We start from the raw sequence: 21,513 nt of genomic DNA, 5'->3' as shown, positions 1-21,513 counted from the left end.
ACATGAGCATCCGCCTAAAGGTCGCCCTGCCGTTTCTTTTGTTGACCGTGGTCGTATCGGTTATCGGGGTCTATGTTGTAACGCGCCTCGTGACCGGCTCACTGACGGAACGTCTCACCAATCAACTGCTCGAGGCGGGCAGGGTGGTTTCCGATAGTTTTGTGCGGCAGGAGGGATATCATGTAGGCGAAGCGCGGCGCATTATCTTCACGGACGGGTTTGCGGAAGCGGTGATAAAGGAAGACCGCGATGGGGTGTTCCAGATCGCGGAGCCATTCTTTGGAACAAGTTCGGTCGAAAACCTGATCATTGTTTCGCCGCAAGGGACGGAGATTCTGCATCTGCTAAAGGATGGTGAAGGAAAGTCGATCCGCGTGGAACAGGATACGGGAGCCGGGCAGATGCCTTTCGTCGAATCGTATTTGCGGAATCGGAATCCACAAGACCCTCCGCATCGCACACTGGGCGGGAACCTGGTCGACGAAAAGGCATATTATTACACGTTCATGCCCATCAGCGTGGACGATGAATTCGACGGGGTTATCATTCTCGGCACTTCAATTAATACTCTTCTCCCGACCTTCAAACAAATCGCCCTTGCAGATATCGTCCTTTATGGAATGAACGGCGATGTCATTGCAACGACCTTCGGTTCCGCCGGGACGGATAACCTCGATCCCTTGAACATCACCGCCGATCAGTACCAGGAGATCATCAAAACTTCCGAAAAACTCGTGCGGGGGGAGAACAATGTGGAGATCGCAGGCCGCCCCTACACGATCGGGCGTGCGCCGCTCCAGGTGGGGAACGATCGCATCGGCGTCTTTGCGGTGGCATTGCCCACGGAATTCGTCCTTCAGGTCAGTGAGAATAACCGGACGACCTACGTGATCATCTTTTCCATTTTGATGCTGGCGGTGATCGTCATCGGCTATTTCGTTTCGCGCAAGATCATCGTTCCCTTGTATTCGCTCGTCCGCACTTCGCAGGCGATCGCGGGCGGCGACCTGGACCAAAGGACCGGCATCGAAACCGGCGATGAGATCGGCGTCCTGGCGAACAGTTTCGACGACATGACCGCCAAACTCCAGAAGAAGACCCATGAACTCGAAGACGCGAACGAGACTCTCAGAAAGATGGACAAGACCAAGACCAACTTCATCTCGATATCGGCGCACGAACTGCGCACGCCGCTGACCTTGATCATGGGTTATTCGCAGATGCTCGAACAGGATTTGAAGAAAGACTCTGAGATGCAAAAACTCGCGACCGGCATCCTGGAAGGCGCCGAACGCATGACGGACGTGGTCGAAAGCATGCTGGATGTTTCCCGCATCGACAGCAACGCGTTGATCCTGCGAAAAGCGAACATTCAATTGGAGCCCGTCATTCGCAAGGTGCAGAAGGAATTTTCTCCAGCGTTCGAAGAACGCAATATCCATTTCAGCACCGAAGGGCTGGAGAAACTTCCGCCCGTCACTGCCGACCCCGATATGATGCAAAAGGTCTTCTATCATTTGATGATGAACGCCATCAAATTCACGCCCGACGGCGGCAAGGTGAAAGTCTCTGGCAGGTTTGTGAACGGCGCGGAGCCACCCCAATTGGAGATCACCATCTGTGATACGGGTGTGGGCATCGACCCGGGCATGCACGATATCATCTTCGAGAAATTCTCGCAGACCGGCGAGGTGCTCATGCACTCATCGGGTAAGACCAAGTTCAAAGGCGGCGGACCCGGCCTTGGGCTTGCGATTTCACGCGGCATCGTACAGGCACACGGCGGCCGCATCCGGGTGGAAAGCCCCGGACACGACGAGGAAAAATTCCCCGGAAGTAAGTTCATCGTTTCCATTCCAGTCCCGCACAGAAAGGACAGTGGGTCATGATTCACGATCAAAAACGCGAACGGCGCGACTGGACGCTCCTCATTTTCATCATTCCCATCGGCATCTTCTTGATCATCATCGTCGGGCAGATCGCCATCCGCCTCATACCGATCTGGAGCGTGAACGCGGATATGAACTCGAACCTCGAGCCGGATCCGAACTCAGCAAGACCCTTTGCCCTGCTCGAACCGATCCTGCCGCAGATTCTCACGCCGATGGCATGGATGGAGTATTACCTCACGCCTGGAGCGGATGTTTACTACCCGCCCTTCCTGACCTTTTCTCCCACCGCCTCACCCCCGCCAACAGAGGCAACGCCCACCGCAACCGAATCCCCGCCGACGCAAGCCACACCCACCAGCACCCCTTCTGCTACATCCACTTCTGCTACAGGGACGGCATCTCCAACAAATACTCCTGAAGAGACCGAACCTCCGGATGGCAGTTCGACTCCTCCGTCAACCTGCACAGACCCCAATGCAAATAATCAGGGACAGCCTCTACCCTGCACGTACGACCCCACTACTTGCGAAGACCCCAATGCAAACAATCAGGGGCAGCCATTACCCTGCACGTACGACCCCACTACTTGCGAAGACCCCAATGCAAACAATCAAGGGCAGCCTTTGCCATGCACGTATGACCCGCCTCCCCCGGTTTGTCCTGGCGCACACAACCCTGACGGACCCGAGCCTTGCGATTATGGCGATATTACAACAACAACTTACACGCCGATTGCACCTGCACCCACACAAATCAACGTGGGCGCTCCGCCGGATAATACGAATATCTATAATGACGCCAACACAGCAAATATCAATGAGGGATTTTATGTTGTTCTCGGGTTAAATGTTACGGTCGAAGCCACCCCGGATGGCAATTATGACCTGGCGGTGTATGAATTCCTAAATATTAATGTTATCTACCTTGACTGGTTCGTTGTGGGAATTACCAATGACGATACCGGGGCAACGTATTACGAAGTGTTTAACTGGGGAAATGGCATTCCTGATGACAACTCCAACGTTGGCGATATAGCTGTAACCACCGGCGGCGAAGCGGATAACGAAATAGTCGACCCAAGCCAATTGTACGACTCAGATGGCGCAGGACCCGCTCCTGGAACAGGCATTCTGATCGATGTCGATGATGGCACAAGCGGGCGACCTCCACCCGGCACCTATGGTTTTGTAGTGATTATCAATCCGACTGGCGGAGCCGATGCTGTTCAGGTGGATGCAGTCCAGACTGTCGAAGTACCGATTTCTGCGCCACTTGCGCCAGCCGTAAATCAAGCAGCGTTGGAACCAGTCATGGAGGCTTCAATTCAGGTGGAAGAACCAACAACAGAGGAGCCTGCCCAAACGGAAGAAGCCTCAACAGAAGAAGCGCCACCCACCCCCTAAAACAAGACCTGACTTACTCTCGAAATCAAGTTTTCGAGAGTAAGTTTTTATGAACAAGAATACTGCATATTGGGGATGTATAGAATTGGCAGAGGTCTTCGCATTCAACGGCGCTATCAGGCACCTTATTAAGGGCCGGTAATGTCATATTGCGTCATTAAAATTTTGATCGCTTCCCCGTCATCGAATGCGGGGTTAAGCTTTTCCATCCGGCCGCTCTCGCTGGTGACAGAGAGCAACAGGCTGATGGTGAGGGTGATGACGATAAGTAGGTTCGCAAAATATAGGTATGCTTTGGGGAATCTTCGAACAACCGTCCAATAACCGAAGACAGCCAGCAGGGTGATCTGTGAGATCACATCCACAAGGAAGCGCATCTGCCCGTAGTAGTAAAACAGGATGCTGGTGAAACCGATCAGGAAGGGACCGCCGAGAAGGTACAGGATGAATCTTCGCAAATCGGAAACCTGCGCCTCTTTTCCGCCAGGCGGTTTTGGTTTGACAAAAGGCAGGAATGCAAGAAGCAAAAAAGGCGCGAAGAAGAGCATGCCGGTCACGTTGCCTGCCGCATAAAGACCCGGGGCGGTGATGCCGTGGTCTTGGATCAAGCCAGTGTAGCCAACAGGTCGTATGAATGGGAATCCTGAAACGAATTGAAAAGGCTGCAACACGTAAGCCGTGAAATTATACGGCAAATACTCCAGTTCGAAGGCGAGAGGCATGTCGCGGTTCATGTTTTGGACCGTGATCTGGTAGCGGAGTCCGAACTCGAGCGGATCGTCGAAGCGCGCGTAGTTGTACCATCCGATCAGGATCGCGCCAAGCACAAGCGGGGTCAAAAGCGGAGCGGTTGATTTAATCCAATCAATAACGCAGGTTTTCCAGATCCAATATAAGGTAAATGCTGTCAGAAAAAATATCGAAAGGACGTTGATCGCGCGCGAACCGACGGAACACGCCCAGAAGAGACCGGCGAGAAATAATAACAACCCTGCTTTTGGCGGCATCCCCTCCGCCGGGGAGGGTGGCTTGAGCAAATATTCGAATGCCAGGATGACGAAGTAGATGCCGCCAATGAGGAAAAATTGACCCGCGCCAATTGCCGCTTCATATACGTCCGGGATGGAAAGCGACCACGGGATGGGCAGGATCAAGCCAAGGACAAGGAGAGAGGCGGTTACATTCCGCATGGGGATGTCTGCGAAGAAGAGCCGCCGCATTTTTAGCGCGATCAGTGAGTTTAAGATCAACAATCCGCAAAAGAAAAAGAAGACAGGGTATATATCCGCAAGGTCTTTATTTAAGACGAGTTGAATTGGTGTCAGGAGCAGGGCGGGGACGGGTCCCCAATACAAATAAAGTTTTCCCTTGTAAAGGGACAAATCCCAAACGTCGTCATCGAAGGGTGGGCGTCCTTCGTTGTTGTAGGGATCGTCTGCAGCGAGAAGCGCCGCGCCGGGTTCCACATCCACGTGAAGTTGACCCTTGCTGAATGCATCTGCAAGCAGTGAATAATAGCGGGTGGAGGCGCGCCATTCTGTGAACGTGCCAAAGGTGATGAACCATACGTAAATGACGAGAATGACCGCCCAGGTGTGCCCGATAATCGTAAAGGTCTTTGTCGCATCCGAGGAGATGAGCGCGGGATTTTTCCTGCGCAGAAATATCGAGAGCGCAAGCAGCGAACCGCCGAAGAGAAAAAGAAAAATGCGCGAACGTCCCCAATCAGGATTAGGATCGATGCCGAGAGCATGTGCGAAGATCGCGCAACCGATGGCGATCAGCCCGTCGATAAAAAGTAATACGGAAATGGCGCGGACGGCTTTGGGGGATATTTGCATGCAGGAGATTCTAATCGAACTCGTTGAAGAACAAGTCTTGAAACTTGTACTGCTTGCCTTGAAATGGTTGTAAAATTAGCCAACCCATTTTCAGGGAGAGAACATGACCGAACCCAATCCGAAACCGACCTATCGAATCGCAGACCTGCACCAGGCGGATCGCCCGCGCGAACGGCTGGCGATGCTCGGTCCGCAGGCATTGACGAACGCCGAATTATTGGCGATCCTTTTACGAGTTGGCGTTCAAGGCGAGAACGCCGTGGATGTGGGGCAGCGTCTTTTGCAAAACTTCGGCGGCTTGCGCGGACTGCACCGCGCGCCGTTCAAGGAATTGATGGACCAGCACGGAATGGGGGAAGCCAAAGCGTCGCAGATCAAAGCCGCCATCGAATTGGGCAGGCGGCTGACCTTCGAAGCACCGGAGGAGAAACTAGCCATCAACAGCCCGGCGGACGCAGCGGCGCTTGTGCAGTATGAAATGTCCGCATTGGAGCAGGAGCATTTGCGCGTGATCCTTTTGGACCGGCGCAATCGTGTGCTTGCCATCGTGGAAGTCTATAAAGGTTCGGTCAATTCGTCGCAGGTGCGTGTTGGGGAATTGTTCAAGGAGGCGATCCGCACAAATGCATCGGCAGTCATCGTCACGCATAACCATCCCAGCGGCGACCCGACTCCCAGCCCCGACGATGTGGCTGTCACGCGCGCCATCGTCCAGGCGGGGAAACTTCTGGATATCGACGTACTCGATCATTTGGTTATCGGTCAGGGGAAATGGGTATCTTTGAAGGAAAGAGGGTTGGGGTTTACATAGGGTTATTGGCCCAGGGTCTTGCCATGCTGACCTTGTTTTTTCCCCCATGCTTGGAAAGGTAAAGAGCCTCATCGGCAAGTTTAATCACTTCATCGCTTGTGCGTCCCTGATGCGGGAAGACCGCCACGCCTAATGAGAGCGTGGTGGATAATATTTCGCCATCGAACTCGATCCTCGACTGTTCGAATATACTGCGCCAGTCTTCGGCGCGGCGGGCGGTGGTATCCAGGTCCGCGCCCGGCATGAGGATCAGGAATTCCTCGCCTCCATAACGGCAGACCACGTCCGCGGCGCGGGAATGCGTGGTAAATATCTCTGCAAGCGTTTTTAAGACCAGGTCCCCCGCCTTGTGCCCGTGCCGGTCATTGAAGGATTTGAAGTTATCGATGTCTGCCATGCAGACGCTGAGCGTGGTCTCTTCGCGAATTGCGCGGGCAAGTTCCCGTTCGAAGGTTTCCTCAAGGTATCGGCGGTTGAAGAGCCCTGTGAGCGGATCTCGGATGGATTGTTCGCGCAGTTCCTCCTGGAGCAACTCGATCTCCTTCAGATGAAGCCTCATGCGGTCGTGTGCGTCGCGAAAGGCTTTTTCAGCCATTTTTTGCCTGGTGATGTCGCGGAAGACGATCAGCCGCCCTGTCATCATTTGCTTTTTGTCGGTGAGGGGTTCCACCCGCAGGTCGAAATACCTTTCGGGCTTGTCGGTGGTATGCACTTCCGTTTCTATATACAGATTCGTGGGGAAGATGGTGATCTGGTTGTACCAGTCGCCGAGAATTTCCTCCATATCCCTGCCGATCGGCGAGTGCTGATTCCATCCGAGCCAGCGCAAGGCGGAGGGGTTGACATCCACCACGCGGTTTCGCGCATCGATCAAGATGACACCATCCTGCATGGTTTCGATCAGCATGTGGCGGGCAATTGGCGCCATGTCGAACAAGCGGTGTCGAAACAATCCATAGGCGTAAAAGACCCCCATCACAGTGAAAAGGAGAGGTGTGGGGTCGATCCCGCCGTTTCCCATGCCGAGAAGGAATGTGTAAACGATGTTCCCGATGAATGGTATCAACGTGCCAGCCAGTATCACACCAGCCTGCGACCGATATTCTCCTGCCGATTGGGAAAAAGCCTGCGCGAGAATTCCGACCGTGAAGATCATAACCGAATAGGAGTAGGCGACATAAACCCAATACATGATACCCGGGACGAGATTCCATTGTCCGTTCGGAAGCCGGGTCCCGAAATCGAAGACCTTGTAGAACAGGTCGTGGTATCTCGCCGTCCAACCGAGCAGCACGGAGAGGATTGGAATAATGCTAACAAGCAGGATGTTGCGCCGGGTAAGCCAGTGATCGCGGCCGGTGTATTGCACGCCGAACGCCCAAAAAGCGGGGGTTCCCATCAACGAACCAAAAAGGAGGAAATTAAACCAGTAGTATCGGCTTTCCGAATTCACGGCTTCATTGATCAGGACGCCCGCGCCTGACCAAAGGATTGTCGTTATCAGCATGAGGAAAAGAGGTAATGCCCCCGGCGCTGACCGGCGGCGCCAGGTGATCACTGCCATGATCGATGCGACCAACGTGGATGCCAGGAGGTAGGGCGAGTAGGGGTTGGTGAAGGTCTTTAAGACTTCCACTACGCTATGTGCTCCTCATAACCCGAAAATCAGTGAACGAGTTTCCGACCATCTCTTCCCACTCGATTCTTGATTCATCGACCCGCGACATTCGCGGACCTTCCTTTACCGCCTCGAGAAACCGCTCGACATCTGCGCGCCGCCCCTCGGCGACGGCTTCCACGGTATCGTAGCCGACATTGCGCACCCAGCCGGTCACCCCGATCTGACGCGCATAATATTCCACATGAGCGCGAAAGCCAACCCCCTGTACGCGGCCCTTCACCCAGACATGCGCTCGCACAATTTCATTTGGATCGGGGGGCATGTCTCCTCCTCTGGCGGGCAAGGTCGATGGCGCCCCAAATGGGAACGACGATGACGATGACCAGCAAAAGCAGGAAGGGGAGCAGATTAAGGAACGCCGCCCCGCCCCGGTTCAAACCAAGCACGGTCTCGCGCCAGCGCGAGTCGAGTTGACCGAGCGATGCGCCGAGCGCCTTCGTCGCGCCGAGATCGCAATCGAAGCCGTCTCCGTATGTGGCGATGAGGCGGGAAAGGCCTGAAACGCCGAACGAATCGCGGATGTAGGTGACAAAGGATTGAGACTGGGCATATGCCAGGTACGCTGACCCGGAGTCGGCGGGGAATGAGGCGCACAATTCCGTGAATGGGATCAAGGTATCGTTGGCGCTGGCGATCTCCAGCGCGCGGGTGTAATCCGGATTCGGATAGCGTTCCACCATCGAAGCGATGCCTTCGATCAACCAGGCCGGCTGTTCGTGGTACGTATCGCCGAGGGTGCGGTACAACATGACATGTGCGAGTTCATGGGGAATGAACGTGTCCATCTCGGTGGATTGATTTGCCCCCGGAGGGACCGCGACAAGAATTACGCCGAGGTCGGCATGAGCATGTCCGCCCGCCCATTCACGCCCGCCGAGCAGAAAGGTATCGTTGAGGTCTTCCACGTTGGAATAAATGTAAATATTAACCGGCTCGGTGAGCGACAAAGGGATGAGATCCCTCATTGCGAAGAGTCCCGCCCCGGCGCTGTCGAGGGCGGCGGAACCGAATGCATCGTCGCCCGCGTACCAATGAATCGTAACGAGCGATTGCGAAATCTCGCGCCAGGGAAAACGATTATCGGTATATTGATATGTCTGTGGTTCGCTGGTGTAGATGTTGCCGTCGTTCAATGTCGCTTGAAACCAATAGATGATCCCGCTGAAGGGCGGGAATACATTGAGCGACGCGTCGTAAACGAAATTCGCCGAGCCATCCTCCGCCACTTGCAATGTTTCCACGCGCGTCACCTGCTCGTTGACGCCGCGAAACAAAAGCGACGCCTGTTGGATCGGGCCCGGTGTTTTTATGATTGCATCGAAGGTGATGGATTTGCCGAACTCATGCGTTACCTGCGCTTCCACCTGGATTCCGCCCTGCGACTCGGGGCGGCTCGAAGATTCCGCCCGGGCTTGATCCGATTTCAGGGAAAGGGTCGACACGAGAAGCACGACCACAATAAAGCGAAGAATCCCTGGGTGTGAAGCGGACATTTTCAATTTCCCGCAAGGTAAACGATCAACGGAGTCAGCGTCAACGGGCTGAGGACGGTCCCCAAAAACACGATGGCGGTGACAAGTGAAGGCTCCAGTTTATATTCCGTCGCCACAACGGTGGTCGCCACCGCAGCCGGCATGGCCGATTCGATGACGTTTCCCTGCCGCGGGTGACCCTGCAATCCGAACCAGGCTGCAAGAACAAGTCCAACCAAAGGACCCAGCAATAGTTTTGTGGCAACGCCCAGACCTACAGCGCGCAGGCTGTGCGACCATTCGATGCGGGTCAATTCCAAGCCGAGCAGGATGATCATGGCGGGAATGGCTCCATTGGCGGCGATCTCAATGGTGCGGGCAATGGGCAGGGGAATCTCCACGCCCGTGCCTTTGATGAGCAGGGCGACCGCCACCGCGTAAAGGATCGGGAGGCGGAACACCCCCAGTATAGCGGATTTCAAGTCCAAATGGCCAAGAGATGCGATGACGACGCCGACCGTGTTGAAGAGGATGGTGGTGGTGACATAGAAAATGGACGCGACCGCCAATGCTTCATCGCCAAACGCGAATTTGACCAGCGGCAATCCATAATTGCCCGTATTGCCGAATGCCACTGTGAGAATGACCGCAAGCAGATGGGCGCGCTGGAGTTTGAAAAGTTTCCCGAGGATGAAAGCCATCGTTCCCATGACCGCAATGACGGCCGTTGTGTATCCGACCGTATTGAAGGCCTGGCTCAGATTCAACTGGCTCGTGATCATTAGATTGAAGACCAGCAGGGGACTGAAAATATAGAAGACAATCCTGCCGATGGTGCGCGAATCGACGGTGAGGGTTTTGCCTAGAATAAATCCAGCCGCCGCGATGAGCAGGATGGGCAGGAGGTTATTGGCGAAGGTACTGAAGAGTTCGGCAATGGACATGGTGATGAGATTATAAGCCCCGCAAACGCGTAGGGGCGGGGTTACCCCGCCCCTACCACGAATTATATTGAGATCAATTCAGGTTGTTTCAGCAGACCTGCCTGCATCGACCACGGTCCCGTCCAGGTGACGGTGACGGGCAAAAGTCTGCCGCGTAGATCGTCGTCCGTTTCGATAAAGACCAGTTTGTTGGTGGGGGTGCGGCCTTTCCAGCGGTTCTTGACCTTATCTTCAAACAATACTTCTACGGTCTCGCCGAGATATTTCCTGTTGATCTCCGCGACGATTCCCTCCTGCAATTCCTCCAACATGCGGAAGCGGCGCATCTTTTCCTCGTCGCTGACGTTATCCTCCATGCGGCGTGCGGCGACGGTCCCTTCGCGGACGGAGTAGCGGGCTAAATGGGCAACATCCAGCTTGAGGTCCGACAGGAGGCGGTAAGTTTCCATGAATTGTTCCTCGCTCTCGCCGGGGAATCCGACGATGATGTCCGTCGCGATGGAACAATGAGGGATGCGGCCGCGGATCTTTTCGATCAAGTTGCGGTAATCCCTTTGGGTGTATCCGCGTTTCATGTTTTCGAGAATATCGTCATCGCCCGCTTGAATGGGTAACTCGATGTGCGGCATGACGCGCGGCAGCTCGGCGATGGTATCGATGAGTTCATCGTCGAAGTAGTTGGGGTGCGAGGTTAGGAATCGGATGCGCTCGATGCCTTCCACGTCATGGACAATGCGCAGCAGGGCGGCAAGGTTGGGTCCATCGGGGATATCTTTGCCGTAACGGTCTACGATCTGACCGAGCAAAGTAATTTCCTTCACGCCCTGCTTTGCCAGTGAACGAACTTCACTGACGATATCGCCAACCGGGCGCGAGCGTTCCACGCCTCGCTTGTAGGGGATGATACAGAAGGTACAGGCGTGCGAGCAGCCATAGACGATGGGCACATGCACACTGACGGTCTTGCCTTGCTCGGCAACCGGCAGTTTGAGGTCTTCATCCATCATCAGGAAACGACGGGTTGTTTCGGCATCTTCGAGTGACTGCACTTCGCCCTGCGTGAGATGCGAGATCAACGGACCCGGGTCGGAGGGCGGTGAGAACACGTCCACGTAGGGGAGTTTGGCTTTGAGCTTTTCCGCGCCGCGCACGCCGACGAGACAGCCCATCAGGTTGATCGTAAGGTCCGGGTTTTTCTCTTTGAGTTTCTTGAACGAGCTGACGCGCCCAATCGCCTTGTCCTCGGCGGATTGGCGCACGACGCAGGTGTTTAAAACAATAACGTCTGCTTCTTCGGGCATGTCGGTAAAAGTGTAACCGAGGTGCTCCAACGACGAGCCGACCCGCTGTGAATCGGCGACGTTCATTTGACAGCCTTCGGTCCAGATGTGGTATTTCATAACGGGCAGGATTATACCAAGAGCGGTTTAGAATCATAAAGTGACTGTCACTTCGCCACCCGGACTCACTTTTTCTTAATTGAAAGGGAGCTTTTGCTCTGATAAAGTTTCTATATCATACGGACCGGACTTGCTCTGCAAGCGGACCAGTCTCTGCGTGAAAAGTATGTAGATTTGTCAGACCTTTTTTAGGAAACAAGATTTCCCTATACCTGACGGCGCTTTGCAGTATAATACCCACAAGGTAGAAAAAAGAATGCCACTGCGCCAGCAGTGACATTCTCCTTGCTGGGGCTCACGATTTATTTCAGAAATACGTCAATGACGGTGCCTACGAGAAGCAGGATGAACGTGACGGCGTAAATCTCAATCGTGAGCCCCTTGTATTTAATCACGATGGCGGGCAATCTCACCACCTCCTTTCTTTGTTATTTTTGCATGGATTTCGATTCCCGCCCAATCCCGCTCAGATCCCGACGAAAATCGAATTTCTGCAGGAACTATTATGGCACGGTTTTCTTGTTTTGTCAGAAGTTCGTGCGAAATTACAGTCAAGTTGTTGCCAATTTTATTGAGAAATTCGCATTTTATGGGGTTTTTTCCGGTATGGGATCCAAGGTGTCGGAGGTTTCGCTTCACGGGCTGTCGCACATCCCGGCTAGTACCAATTTCCTAGTTGACTCCGCCCTGTAAATTTTATAGACTAATTCCATAGCAGGGGGATACGGATGTCCTCCTGAAAAAAACAGCCAAGGAGGATTGTCTCATGAGCGTCAAATTCAATGTTGTGGAACGCGGCAAGCCCGGCGACCCAGCCGCGCCGAAGAAATACTACCCTTCCATTCAATCGAGCGGACGGGTGACCCTGCGCCAGTTGTCGCAGTCGGTGGCGCAGATGTCCACCATCTCCAGCGCCGATACGCTGGCGGTGCTGGAAGCGCTGTTGACCGTCATCCCGCAGGAACTTTCGCGGGGGAACATCGTGGAGCTGGGCGATTTCGGCAATTTCTGGCTGAGGACGGACACCGAAGGCGCGGAAACCGCCGAAGAGGTGCGCGCCAGCCAGATCACGGGCGTCCTGCCGCGCTTCAACGCCGGTAAGGAATTCAAGAAGGTGCTGGATGCCATCGAGTTCGTGAAGACGGCGGAACCGCCCGCCAACCCTGACTAATTGTAAAAAATGTCGTGATATTTTCCCAAAAATGTCACGACATTTTCTTAAAGATGTGCTGACATTTTTAAAATAGATAGACCTGCCAAAGCATGATTTTCAGGTTCTCCCCTTTGAGGTACCTAAATCGTGGATCGAATCATTAGCAAGAGAAGGCAAGTCCTATGTTAGATAGATTCTTGACAGGTATAATACAGAACATGAAACAAATCGAATCCCGCCTCATCCTTGGTGATTGTCGAAAAGAATTAGTAAATCTCAAAGATAATTCCATTGATTTAATTTTCACCTCCCCTCCATACGCCGATAGCCGAGTTCATACTTATGGAGGCGTCAACCCAGATAAATACGTAGACTGGTTTCTTCCCATTTCTAAAGAATTACTCAGAGTTCTAAAGCCAGATGGAACCTTTGTATTAAATATCAAAGAAAAAGTAGCAAATGGAGAACGCCATACTTATGTTATTGAGTTAATACTTGAAATGCGTAAGCAGGGATGGCTTTGGACAGAAGAATTCATTTGGCACAAAAAAAATTCCTATCCAGGAAAGTGGCCTAATCGTTTTAGGGATTCGTGGGAACGTTTGCTCCAATTCAATAAGACACGAAAATTCAATATGCACCAAGAAGAAGTTATGGTACCAATGGGAGATTGGGCAAATAGACGGCTAAAGAACTTAAGCGATACAGATAAAGTGCGCGACCCTTCCCGGGTGGGCAGTGGATTTGCAAAAAACATATCAAACTGGATTGGTCGTGAAATGGCATATCCAACGAATGTTCTTCACATGGCAACTGAAACAAGAAACAAAAACCACAGTGCTGTGTTTCCTGAGGATCTACCCGAATGGTTCATCAAACTTTTCACAAAACAAGGAGATTGGGTTCTCGATCCCTTTATGGGCTCTGGAACAACGATTCGAGTAGCCCAAAGAATGAAAAGAAACGGCATAGGAATCGAAATTTTGCCAGAATATTTCAATTTGACTCAACAAGCGATTTCTGAACAAACAAGGTCAAACAAAAACAATCAGCTTACATTATTAGATAAGAAGGGAAAATATGAAACAACTAAACCCAAACGACGTAGTTGAGTTTGTAGAAAATAATATTGGCACATTTCACAAACGGCGAGCAGATAATTTACAAAAGTTAAAACTTTCTCAAGTTTTAGAACGGAAAAATCCATATCTATTTAAGGCAAAAAATATATCGTCTGCCCAAGATTTTGTTAAATTATTGCTTGAAGCCCACTTATCCTCCCAAGAAGAAGCAATTTTCGGAGAGTTTCTTGAAGAATTGGCTATTTTCATCTGTAACAAGGTCTTTAATGGCAGAAAATCTTCAGCAGAAGGAATTGATCTTGAGTTTGAGCGCGAAAATATCCTCTATATTGTCTCAATTAAGTCTGGTCCTAATTGGGGTAATAGTAGCCAGATAAAGAAAATGATCGACAACTTTAAGAAAGCCCAACGAATTTTGAGAACTAGCAATTCCGATCCTAGAAGTATTCTTGCAGTAAATGGGTGTTGCTACGGCAGAGATAACCAACCGGATAAAGGAGATTACTTTAAATTATGTGGACAGGAATTTTGGGAATTTATTTCAGGAAACAATAACTTGTATACAGAAATTGTAGAGCCCCTTGGTTATAAAGCTAAAGAAAGAAATGAAAAATTTTCAGAAGAATACGGAAGAATATTAAATCTTTTCACAAATCAATTTTTTCAGGATTACTGTACTAACGGGAAAATTGATTGGAACAAATTAGTAAAATACAATTCTGGGAAGAAAGACAAATAAGGTACAAAAGGCTTTCACGATTGCGGCTGTTTAACTTAACACACCCGAGTCGCCACCTTCAACGCCGAGGAACGAGTCGAATAAGGTTCCAATGAAACTTATCAGATCTAAGGAAGAAGGAGGTAGAAAATGGGCATGCACGAAATCGAGTCCACGGATCGGGGGATCGATGGTCTGGTCTATGAGTTGTATGGGTTGAGTGAGGAAGAGATCAGGATTGTGGAGGGAGAGTAGGATGGAAGAAAAAAAGAAAAAGGGCAATAAGGATTTGAAATATATCAAGTCTGTTTGGCACAAACTACCTTGGTGGTTACAGATCAAGATTGCTTTTATTACTATGTGGTATGCCAAAACCTATTGGATACGTCAAATTCCCATGAGGTGGATTAAGTACCAGATAGAAAAAGAAAGAGGGCAAAATGAAGATTTACTTCACTGACTTTTTTGAAATTTCCCCAAAATTATTAGAACAGTATGGGGCATTCAATATATCCCTTATAAATGACTTACCCCTCTTTATCGACCCTTTTCTTTTATTCAACAGCAAAAAACTTGAATATCAAAAGCTTCATGCACACATCATAAAGTACGTGAAATTCTTACGTGACAAATCGGCAGATATTAATTTAGAAAAGGGCTTATTACAGGCTTGGTTCTATTTTCCTGAAGTCAAACAAAACTGGCTTGGGTTTTCTGTTTCAGGGAACAGAGGGTCGGGACTTCGGGATGATTTCGCAGAATCGCTTCATAAAAACTTAAATAAAATCTTCTCTGGCTTCGGAAAAGAAAGGATAACCACAGGCAGTCATCTTGAAAAATTATGTCTTATTAAAGGCGGCGTTGGCAGAGATAAAATCAGCGATTTCACAACAAATTTAATAAAAAACCATCTTTTAGAATACACTCAAAAATTTGCAAAACAACACCTTTCAAGAAATTTAAAAAAGCGTGTTGTGATAAATAAAGTTAATTTCAATTACAAAACAGAAACTTGGGAAAGCAAAGCTTTTACACTTCCTTACATCAACGGAGATTATATTATTCTCACGCCCAAGAATTTATTAACGCGCCATGACCTATGGATTAACAAAGTAGACTTAATTGATGACTTCGAGAAAATTCCAGATTCCATTCCAGATGCGCAACTTCGGGCGCAAATAAACAATTACTTTAGAGCACTACTTCCGAAAGATCCTGCAAACAAAGATATTATTAAAGCAAGACAAGAGACAATCCATGCTTTCCCACAATTACTTGATTACTATATTCGGTATAAAGAGAGGAATGGGTATAAAGCAAGTGCTTCCAGTTCATACAAAGTCAAGGAAGCTGAAATTCAGTACATCAAACAAATACAATCTTTAGCCGAAGAATTAAGAAATCAATCAGATTTTTACAATACAACGGGTAAAACATATGAAGAGGCAATGAAAAGGGTTAAGTTTTTAAAAGACGTTATCGAAAACAAGGATGGATATAAATTTCTGTATCATCAAGGCAAATCTATTGAAAACGAAAACGATCTGCAAATCCTTTATAGATTAACCTGGTACGCCACAGAACTTGATGTAAACAGAGAGGTAAATAACGGTCGCGGTCCCGTTGATTATAAAATCTCTAAAGGCGGCAAAGATTCTACTCTCATAGAGTTTAAGCTGGCAAAAAACTCCAAACTTGAAATGAATTTAAAGAACCAGGTAGAAATCTACAAAAAAGCAAATAACACTAAGAGCGCCATCAAAGTTATCCTGTATTTCAACGAAACCGAGAAAATTAAAGTCGAAGAAATACTAAGAAAACTTAGAATTAAGCGCTCACCAAATATAGTATTAATTGACGCGATTAAAGATAACAAGCCATCAGCTTCAAAAGCAAAATCAATGTTTTAAAAATACTTTTTGGTAATTTTACGTATTTGTTTTCGTCCATACACACTGCAGAGTAGGAAATCCTCCAGCACGAGATCGAGTCCACGGATCGGGGGATCGATGATCTGGTCTATGAGTTGTATGGTCTTACCGAGGAATAGATAAAGATTGTGAAGGAAATGAAATGCTCCACATAGGGTGAGGGGGGCACCCAATGTGGAGCAACCTTATTTTACACAAAAATGGTATCTGCACAAGAGTAAAAACGGGGAAGAAAAATGCTGTTTACGTTACCAACAATTCTTCGTACTTCCTTCTCACCTCGCGGATGTCCTCCCACATCAGGGATTTGGGCGAACCAGGCTCGCGGGATTGATTGCGGAGAAGGTAGGAAGGGTGAAAGATGGGCATCAGCCAGCGCCCGTCCATCTCGGTCCACCTGCCGCGCAGGGTGGTGATGCCTGTTTTTTGTAACACAGACTGACAGGCGACATTACCCGTTAACAGGATCACCAGTGGGTTCATGAGGCGGATGATCTCGAAGACGAATGGGCGATAGAACTCGATCTCCTTGTCGTTGGGTTTGCGAAAGGATTTTCCATCATCCCCCGGCGGCATGCGAAATACCGAGTTGGTGATGTAGATATCGGTTTCGGGGTCGAAGTTCGCGGCTTGCAGGATCTTATCCAGCAGTTGACCGGCGGGACCGACGAATGGTTTGCCCTTGATGTTTTCCTGCGGTCCCGGCGCCTCGCCGACGAGCAGAAGTTTTGCGTTCGGGTTTCCGCGGCTGATGACGATGTTCGTGCCTGCGTTCGCCAGCGGATCGTTGTTCAAAGAGCGAAGCGCTTCGAGAACTTCATCCAGTGAATTGAATCGGGGGGAATCGAACAGACCGGGTTGAGCCATGGCGCGTTCCTTTTGCAGGAATGAGGATGCCGTTATTTTACGTCATCTCACGCCCAAGTAGGAACGCGAGATCTATTTCTCTTCGAGAGGGGCAAACCCTCCACCGAGGATCTCCTGGGCGGGTGAAACGATGACAACGGCTTTCGAGTCCTCCTTTGCGACCGCGGCTTTGAGATTGTGGACTTCCGTGATGGTCAACGCGCACATCAAGATCGAGCGTTCCTTCCCGGTATACATGCCTTTGCCCTGCATGGATGTCACGCCGCGCTTGAGGTCGGTCATGATCCGGCTGGATACCTCTTTGGCTTTGTCGGTAATAATGAGCGCCAGCAACTGCCTGCGTTTTCTGCGCGGCACAAGCAGGGCGCGCAGCCCGGTATGCTTTCCCTCCATGGAAGGCGCAGCAGGTGCGGTCTCGTCGCCAAAACGCGGCAATATCTCGCCTGTCGCGCGGGTCATGGTGATGGTGGCAACCGCGAAGACTGCAAGGAAGACATAGAACAAGATGCCCAAACCGATCATGACCTGACCAGGAACGGGTCCGACGGAGGCGCGTTCCAAAAATTCAGCCAAGTCGTTGGGCGCTTTGGGAAAGAGCCATACCTTCGCGATCCACGATGCGAGCAGGATCAAAAAGATCCAATAATAATTTCGCCGCAGTCTTCTGCCGAAGGCTTCCCACATCGAAATAGGGAAGCTTGGTGTAAGCAAATTTTCCGCGAGGTTTTCCGCCCATTCGGGGGAAGGGTGAAACGGCGGCACGAGCATCGCGGCGTAAAAGTCCGTTTCCATTAAACGAACGCGGTAACTCCATAACTCATAATAGCGATAGCGCCGCGCTTCGATAAATAAAAACCACAATACCAGCAACGTATTCAACAAGATCACAGAATGATGAACGCTCGATTGACCGAATGCGATCGATAATGTTGCGCCCGTCGCAACGACCGCCCAGTTTGTCGTGGTATCCAATCGCTGCCGCCAGACATTCGCGCGTTGAATTTCGGCACGGAAGAAATGCACCATCGCCGTGACGAATTCACTGGATTTAAGTTGATAACCCCGATATGTCCACACCGGCTCTTCAGGCACTTCTTTTTTTGTTTTTGGTTTTGCTTTCGTAGATTTCACTGCCATTTGATCTTCTTTCTGAATGACGAACACGCATCAAACTTAGCTGAATATTGATTCTGTTTTCTGGAAATTTTTCCTACGCTGCTGGCAAGTCTACATCCGCAGCGGACTCTGCATCGTTATTCTTTCATTACTTAGACCTGATAGGCTTTGGAAACCTGTCAGGTCTTCTTTTTTACTTCGGCAACTTATATGCTTCCTTCGTCGGCTTGAGCGGACGTGCCAGCCACATCGGACGACGATTGCCATCGGGGCTGACTTTGTCGGCGGGACGGGTCATCTTCAACCACTCACGATACACCTGCATGGACTTGTTCGTATCCACGAACAGGTCGCCTGCTTTTTCGCCTGCTTCGGCTTTGCTAACCTTGTACACCTTTTGCAGCCAACAATGCACTCCGCTAATCGGATCGGGGTGAACCCCATGAGCGAGGTTTTGGTTCACGCCGACGTTGCTCCACCAAATACGGCTGGTATCGGGGTCGGAGGATTCCCACGAAGTTGCCCCGTGAATAACACGCATGAGAAAGCCGCCTTTGCCATCGTCGTGGAGTTCCACGAGGTTGGATGAACCTTTGCTCACACCTTTATCTTCGTTCAAGCGCCAACGTCCGAGGTGATGGCTGATGGCAATAATGCCAGGCTTGATTCCTTCCGTCACCCAGATCGTATCCACGAAGTGACCGATTTCCGTCTCCACTTTGGCGAGGTCACCTGTGTCGAGCCCAAGGCGTTGCGCGTCTTCGGGATTCATCCAGATGGGATTCTTATGCGAGATCTCATACAACCATTTGGCATTTGCGCTGCGTGTGTGAATCAGAGTCGGCAGACGGAAGTTCGGCAATAGAATCATCTCGCCTTTTTCGCGGCTGATGTTTTCCTGATGGACATGACTCTTCACCGCCCATGGGATGACATTTTCTTTTTCGCTCCAGCCCCAGTTGGCGAGCGTGTCGCTGAAGAACTCAAGTTTCTTTGACGGCGTATCGAAGCCCGCCTTGGGTTGTCCATCCACCATCAAGCCGAGGACAGCACCGTCTTTTAGTAATCTGTCGTGGTTATCAACTTCAAAGGTAGATTGGGAATCGGTAGATTGGTCGTTGCTCTGAACCAATTTCCCATTAACCAATGTACCAATCCCCTTATCAAAGGGAGAATAATTTTCCTTCTTCACTTCGAAGACTCCGTACTTGCGCATGTATGCCAGCGGAGTCAATCCTTCTTTTGCGGCGGCCTCGGGCAGGCCAGGCACAGAGTTTTCAAAAATCCATTGATAGTATTCATCCACCGTGATGATCTCGCCAGGGCGATATGGACTCTCGAACCACTGACGAATGCCGAGCGAACCATCGGGGTCCATCTTCGCAGAAAGTTGAATCCAGAACTCGTTCTCTTCCCACACTTCGCCAGGGTTGGCTTGATAGGTGAAATCCACCTTCATGCCCGCGCGTTCCATCGCAACACGTCGCACAGGTTGGCGGAAGGCAATCCACTGACCCGCGTGAGTTTCCTGACTCATCAGGTCGTGACGCTCAGGTCCGTGACCAGTGGGCAGAACATAATCGGCAAACCATGCGGTTTCATTCCACGTGGGCGTGAGCGCAACATAGCATTTGATTTTCGATTCGTCTTTGAGCGCCTTGAGCCACATGAAGCCATCGGGATTGACCCACATCGGGTTGTAGACGCGCGTGAAATACACGTCGATGTCGCCGCGACCTTCTTCGAGCATGTGCGGCAAAAGAATCGACATCTCATAATGCGCGAGCGGATACTCGATGGGGTAATGCAGTTCGTTCCACGTTTCGGGCGCGGGCGCACCTTTGAACGGCTTGGGCACGAACTTGTTCCAACCCGTCATCGATGTGCCGCCTTTATTGCCGATACTGCCTGTCAACACATTGAGAAAGAACAGGCAACGCGCTACTTGCCATCCACCTAAATTACCAACGCTTGCAGAACGCCACACATGTGTGGCGAGTTTGCCTTCGCAGTTCGCGATGAGTCGCGCGGTTTCTTGAATGCGCTCAATTGGCACTTCCGATTCTTGTGCGGCACGTTCGAAGGTGTATTCGGCGTAGAGGTCTTTGAGTAATGCGTCGAACAGGTTGAAGAGTTCAACGTCGAAGGTCGAAGGTCGAAGGTCTTTGGGTGTTGCCAATGCAGTGCGAATCTTTTCTGCCAACTCACTACTGTTCACTGTCAACTGCCCACTGACCACTGCACTTAATGTTTCCTTCCAGTTGACCCATTTGCGCATGAAGTCTTTGTTGTACAAATTATTTTGAATCAGATGATTCGCAATCGAAAGCAGGATCGTATTTTCACTGCCAGGGTAAGTCGGCAGCCAGACATCACTCATGGACGCGGTGTTGCTTAAGCGTGGGTCGAAGGTGATGAGTTTTGCACCGTCCGTTTTGGCTTCGATGATACGCTGCGCGTGCGGGTTGAAGTAATGTCCCGTTTCAAGGTGACTTGAAATCAGCAGGATGACGCGTGCATTAGCGTAATCGGGACTCGGTCTATCTTGCCCGATCCAGAAGTTGTATCCCGCACGCGCCGACGATGAGCAGATGTTGGTATGGCTGTTGTGACCGTCCATGCCCCAGGTCTGAACGACACGGTTGGCGTATCCATCTTCGCCTGGTCGCCCCACGTGATAGACGATCCCATTCGGGCGGCGTTTCTTGCTCTCGCGCATTTTCTCCGCGATTTCGGTCAGCGCCTGCTCCCAAGAGATTTGCTCCCATTTGCCTTCGCCGCGCTTGCCGACTCGCTTGAGCGGATACAAGATTCTTTCGGGGTCATACACCTGATTATGGGTCGCGGGTCCCTTGGCACAGTTACGTCCGCGCGAGCCAGGGTGGACGGGGTTGCCTTCGAACTTGCGAATCTCATAGGTGTCTTTGTCCACATAGGCGAGCAATCCGCACGCCGATTCGCAGTTGAAGCAGACGGTCGGCACGAGCGTATATCTCCGCGCGACTTTGCGAGGCCACTCCTTGCCGTCCCATTCCACCCATTCATCCCACACGTCAGAGGGCGGATATTGACTGATACGTCCATCAGGGTGGACGACTTCGGTCAGTTTGATGGGCTTGCGGTCAGAGTCCGCGAATTGCGGGACAGCGGTGCCTGCGGAGGTTTGAGGGATTTTTGTCATAGGGTATCAGGTTCCAGGTGT

At 50.8% G+C, this 21,513-nt stretch carries 17 protein-coding genes; 8 read left to right on the top strand and 9 right to left on the bottom strand.

Annotated elements, in window-relative coordinates; genetic code table 11:
* Window positions 1-2 precede the first annotated feature (2 nt).
* Together HS100_05130 and HS100_05125 are read left to right on the top strand one after the other, a co-directional pair.
* Window positions 3-1,889: a HAMP domain-containing protein gene (locus HS100_05130; GenBank protein MBE7433277.1), complete on the top strand. Its 1,887-nt coding sequence runs from the start codon at window positions 3-5 to the stop codon at window positions 1,887-1,889.
* A complete protein-coding gene (locus HS100_05125) occupies window positions 1,886-3,295 on the top strand; it encodes a hypothetical protein (GenBank protein MBE7433276.1) in 1,410 nt (469 codons plus the stop codon). Before HS100_05130 ends, HS100_05125 begins: the two co-directional genes overlap by 4 nt.
* 128 nt (window positions 3,296-3,423) lie before the next feature.
* Here HS100_05125 and HS100_05120 read toward each other — a convergent pair whose 3' ends face one another.
* Complete coding sequence (locus HS100_05120) at window positions 3,424-5,136, bottom strand: hypothetical protein (GenBank protein ID MBE7433275.1); 1,713 nt, start codon at window positions 5,134-5,136, stop codon at window positions 3,424-3,426.
* A gap of 103 nt (window positions 5,137-5,239) precedes the next feature.
* Between HS100_05120 and radC the strand changes: the two genes are divergently transcribed.
* Window positions 5,240-5,947 (top strand): DNA repair protein RadC, encoded by a 708-nt coding sequence (gene radC / locus HS100_05115; GenBank protein ID MBE7433274.1) that lies wholly within the window; start codon window positions 5,240-5,242, stop codon window positions 5,945-5,947.
* Here the strand turns inward: radC and HS100_05110 are convergent.
* The 5 genes from HS100_05110 to miaB all read right to left on the bottom strand — a co-directional run bounded on the left by HS100_05110 (window position 5,940) and on the right by miaB (window position 11,444).
* A complete protein-coding gene (locus tag HS100_05110; GenBank protein ID MBE7433273.1) occupies window positions 5,940-7,583 on the bottom strand; it encodes a diguanylate cyclase in 1,644 nt (547 codons plus the stop codon). The two genes, radC and HS100_05110, sit on opposite strands and share 8 nt — an antisense overlap.
* A 4-nt stretch (window positions 7,584-7,587) precedes the next feature.
* Window positions 7,588-7,890 (bottom strand): acylphosphatase, encoded by a 303-nt coding sequence (locus HS100_05105; GenBank protein MBE7433272.1) that lies wholly within the window; start codon window positions 7,888-7,890, stop codon window positions 7,588-7,590.
* Complete coding sequence (locus HS100_05100) at window positions 7,871-9,121, bottom strand: hypothetical protein (protein ID MBE7433271.1); 1,251 nt, start codon at window positions 9,119-9,121, stop codon at window positions 7,871-7,873. The genes HS100_05105 and HS100_05100 overlap by 20 nt, the downstream gene beginning before the upstream one ends.
* A gap of 2 nt (window positions 9,122-9,123) precedes the next feature.
* Window positions 9,124-10,044, bottom strand: coding sequence for an AEC family transporter (locus tag HS100_05095; protein ID MBE7433270.1), 921 nt, complete (start codon window positions 10,042-10,044; stop codon window positions 9,124-9,126).
* A 62-nt stretch (window positions 10,045-10,106) separates the two neighbouring features.
* Window positions 10,107-11,444, bottom strand: a complete 1,338-nt coding sequence (gene miaB / locus HS100_05090) for a tRNA (N6-isopentenyl adenosine(37)-C2)-methylthiotransferase MiaB (GenBank protein MBE7433269.1) — start codon at window positions 11,442-11,444, stop codon at window positions 10,107-10,109.
* A gap of 766 nt (window positions 11,445-12,210) precedes the next feature.
* Between miaB and HS100_05085 the strand changes: the two genes are divergently transcribed.
* The 5 genes from HS100_05085 (at window position 12,211) to HS100_05065 (ending at window position 16,307) form a co-directional block, all read left to right on the top strand.
* Window positions 12,211-12,615 (top strand): HU family DNA-binding protein, encoded by a 405-nt coding sequence (locus HS100_05085; protein ID MBE7433268.1) that lies wholly within the window; start codon window positions 12,211-12,213, stop codon window positions 12,613-12,615.
* Between the two features lie 200 nt (window positions 12,616-12,815).
* Window positions 12,816-13,709 carry a site-specific DNA-methyltransferase gene (locus HS100_05080; GenBank protein MBE7433267.1) on the top strand — a complete coding sequence of 298 codons (894 nt, stop codon included), beginning with the start codon at window positions 12,816-12,818 and terminating at the stop codon, window positions 13,707-13,709.
* The gene (locus tag HS100_05075) at window positions 13,678-14,418 is read left to right on the top strand and encodes a cytosolic protein (protein ID MBE7433266.1); all 741 of its coding nucleotides are present in this window, start codon (window positions 13,678-13,680) and stop codon (window positions 14,416-14,418) included. The genes HS100_05080 and HS100_05075 overlap by 32 nt, the downstream gene beginning before the upstream one ends.
* A gap of 235 nt (window positions 14,419-14,653) precedes the next feature.
* Window positions 14,654-14,857, top strand: coding sequence for a hypothetical protein (locus tag HS100_05070; protein MBE7433265.1), 204 nt, complete (start codon window positions 14,654-14,656; stop codon window positions 14,855-14,857).
* On the top strand, window positions 14,838-16,307 hold the full coding sequence (locus tag HS100_05065; GenBank protein ID MBE7433264.1) for a hypothetical protein: 1,470 nt from the start codon (window positions 14,838-14,840) through the stop codon (window positions 16,305-16,307). The genes HS100_05070 and HS100_05065 overlap by 20 nt, the downstream gene beginning before the upstream one ends.
* A gap of 264 nt (window positions 16,308-16,571) precedes the next feature.
* Here HS100_05065 and HS100_05060 read toward each other — a convergent pair whose 3' ends face one another.
* The 3 genes from HS100_05060 to HS100_05050 all read right to left on the bottom strand — a co-directional run bounded on the left by HS100_05060 (window position 16,572) and on the right by HS100_05050 (window position 21,492).
* Complete coding sequence (locus HS100_05060; GenBank protein ID MBE7433263.1) at window positions 16,572-17,195, bottom strand: uracil-DNA glycosylase; 624 nt, start codon at window positions 17,193-17,195, stop codon at window positions 16,572-16,574.
* Window positions 17,196-17,267: 72 nt separating this feature from the next.
* Window positions 17,268-18,332 (bottom strand): DUF2270 domain-containing protein, encoded by a 1,065-nt coding sequence (locus tag HS100_05055; GenBank protein MBE7433262.1) that lies wholly within the window; start codon window positions 18,330-18,332, stop codon window positions 17,268-17,270.
* Window positions 18,333-18,504: 172 nt separating this feature from the next.
* A complete protein-coding gene (locus tag HS100_05050; protein MBE7433261.1) occupies window positions 18,505-21,492 on the bottom strand; it encodes a molybdopterin-dependent oxidoreductase in 2,988 nt (995 codons plus the stop codon).
* Between the last annotated feature and the right edge of the window lie 21 nt (window positions 21,493-21,513).

The organism is Anaerolineales bacterium (assembly GCA_015075725.1).
Taxonomy (GTDB): domain Bacteria; phylum Chloroflexota; class Anaerolineae; order Anaerolineales; family Villigracilaceae; genus Villigracilis.
This window is presented reverse-complemented; position numbering and strand designations above follow the sequence as displayed.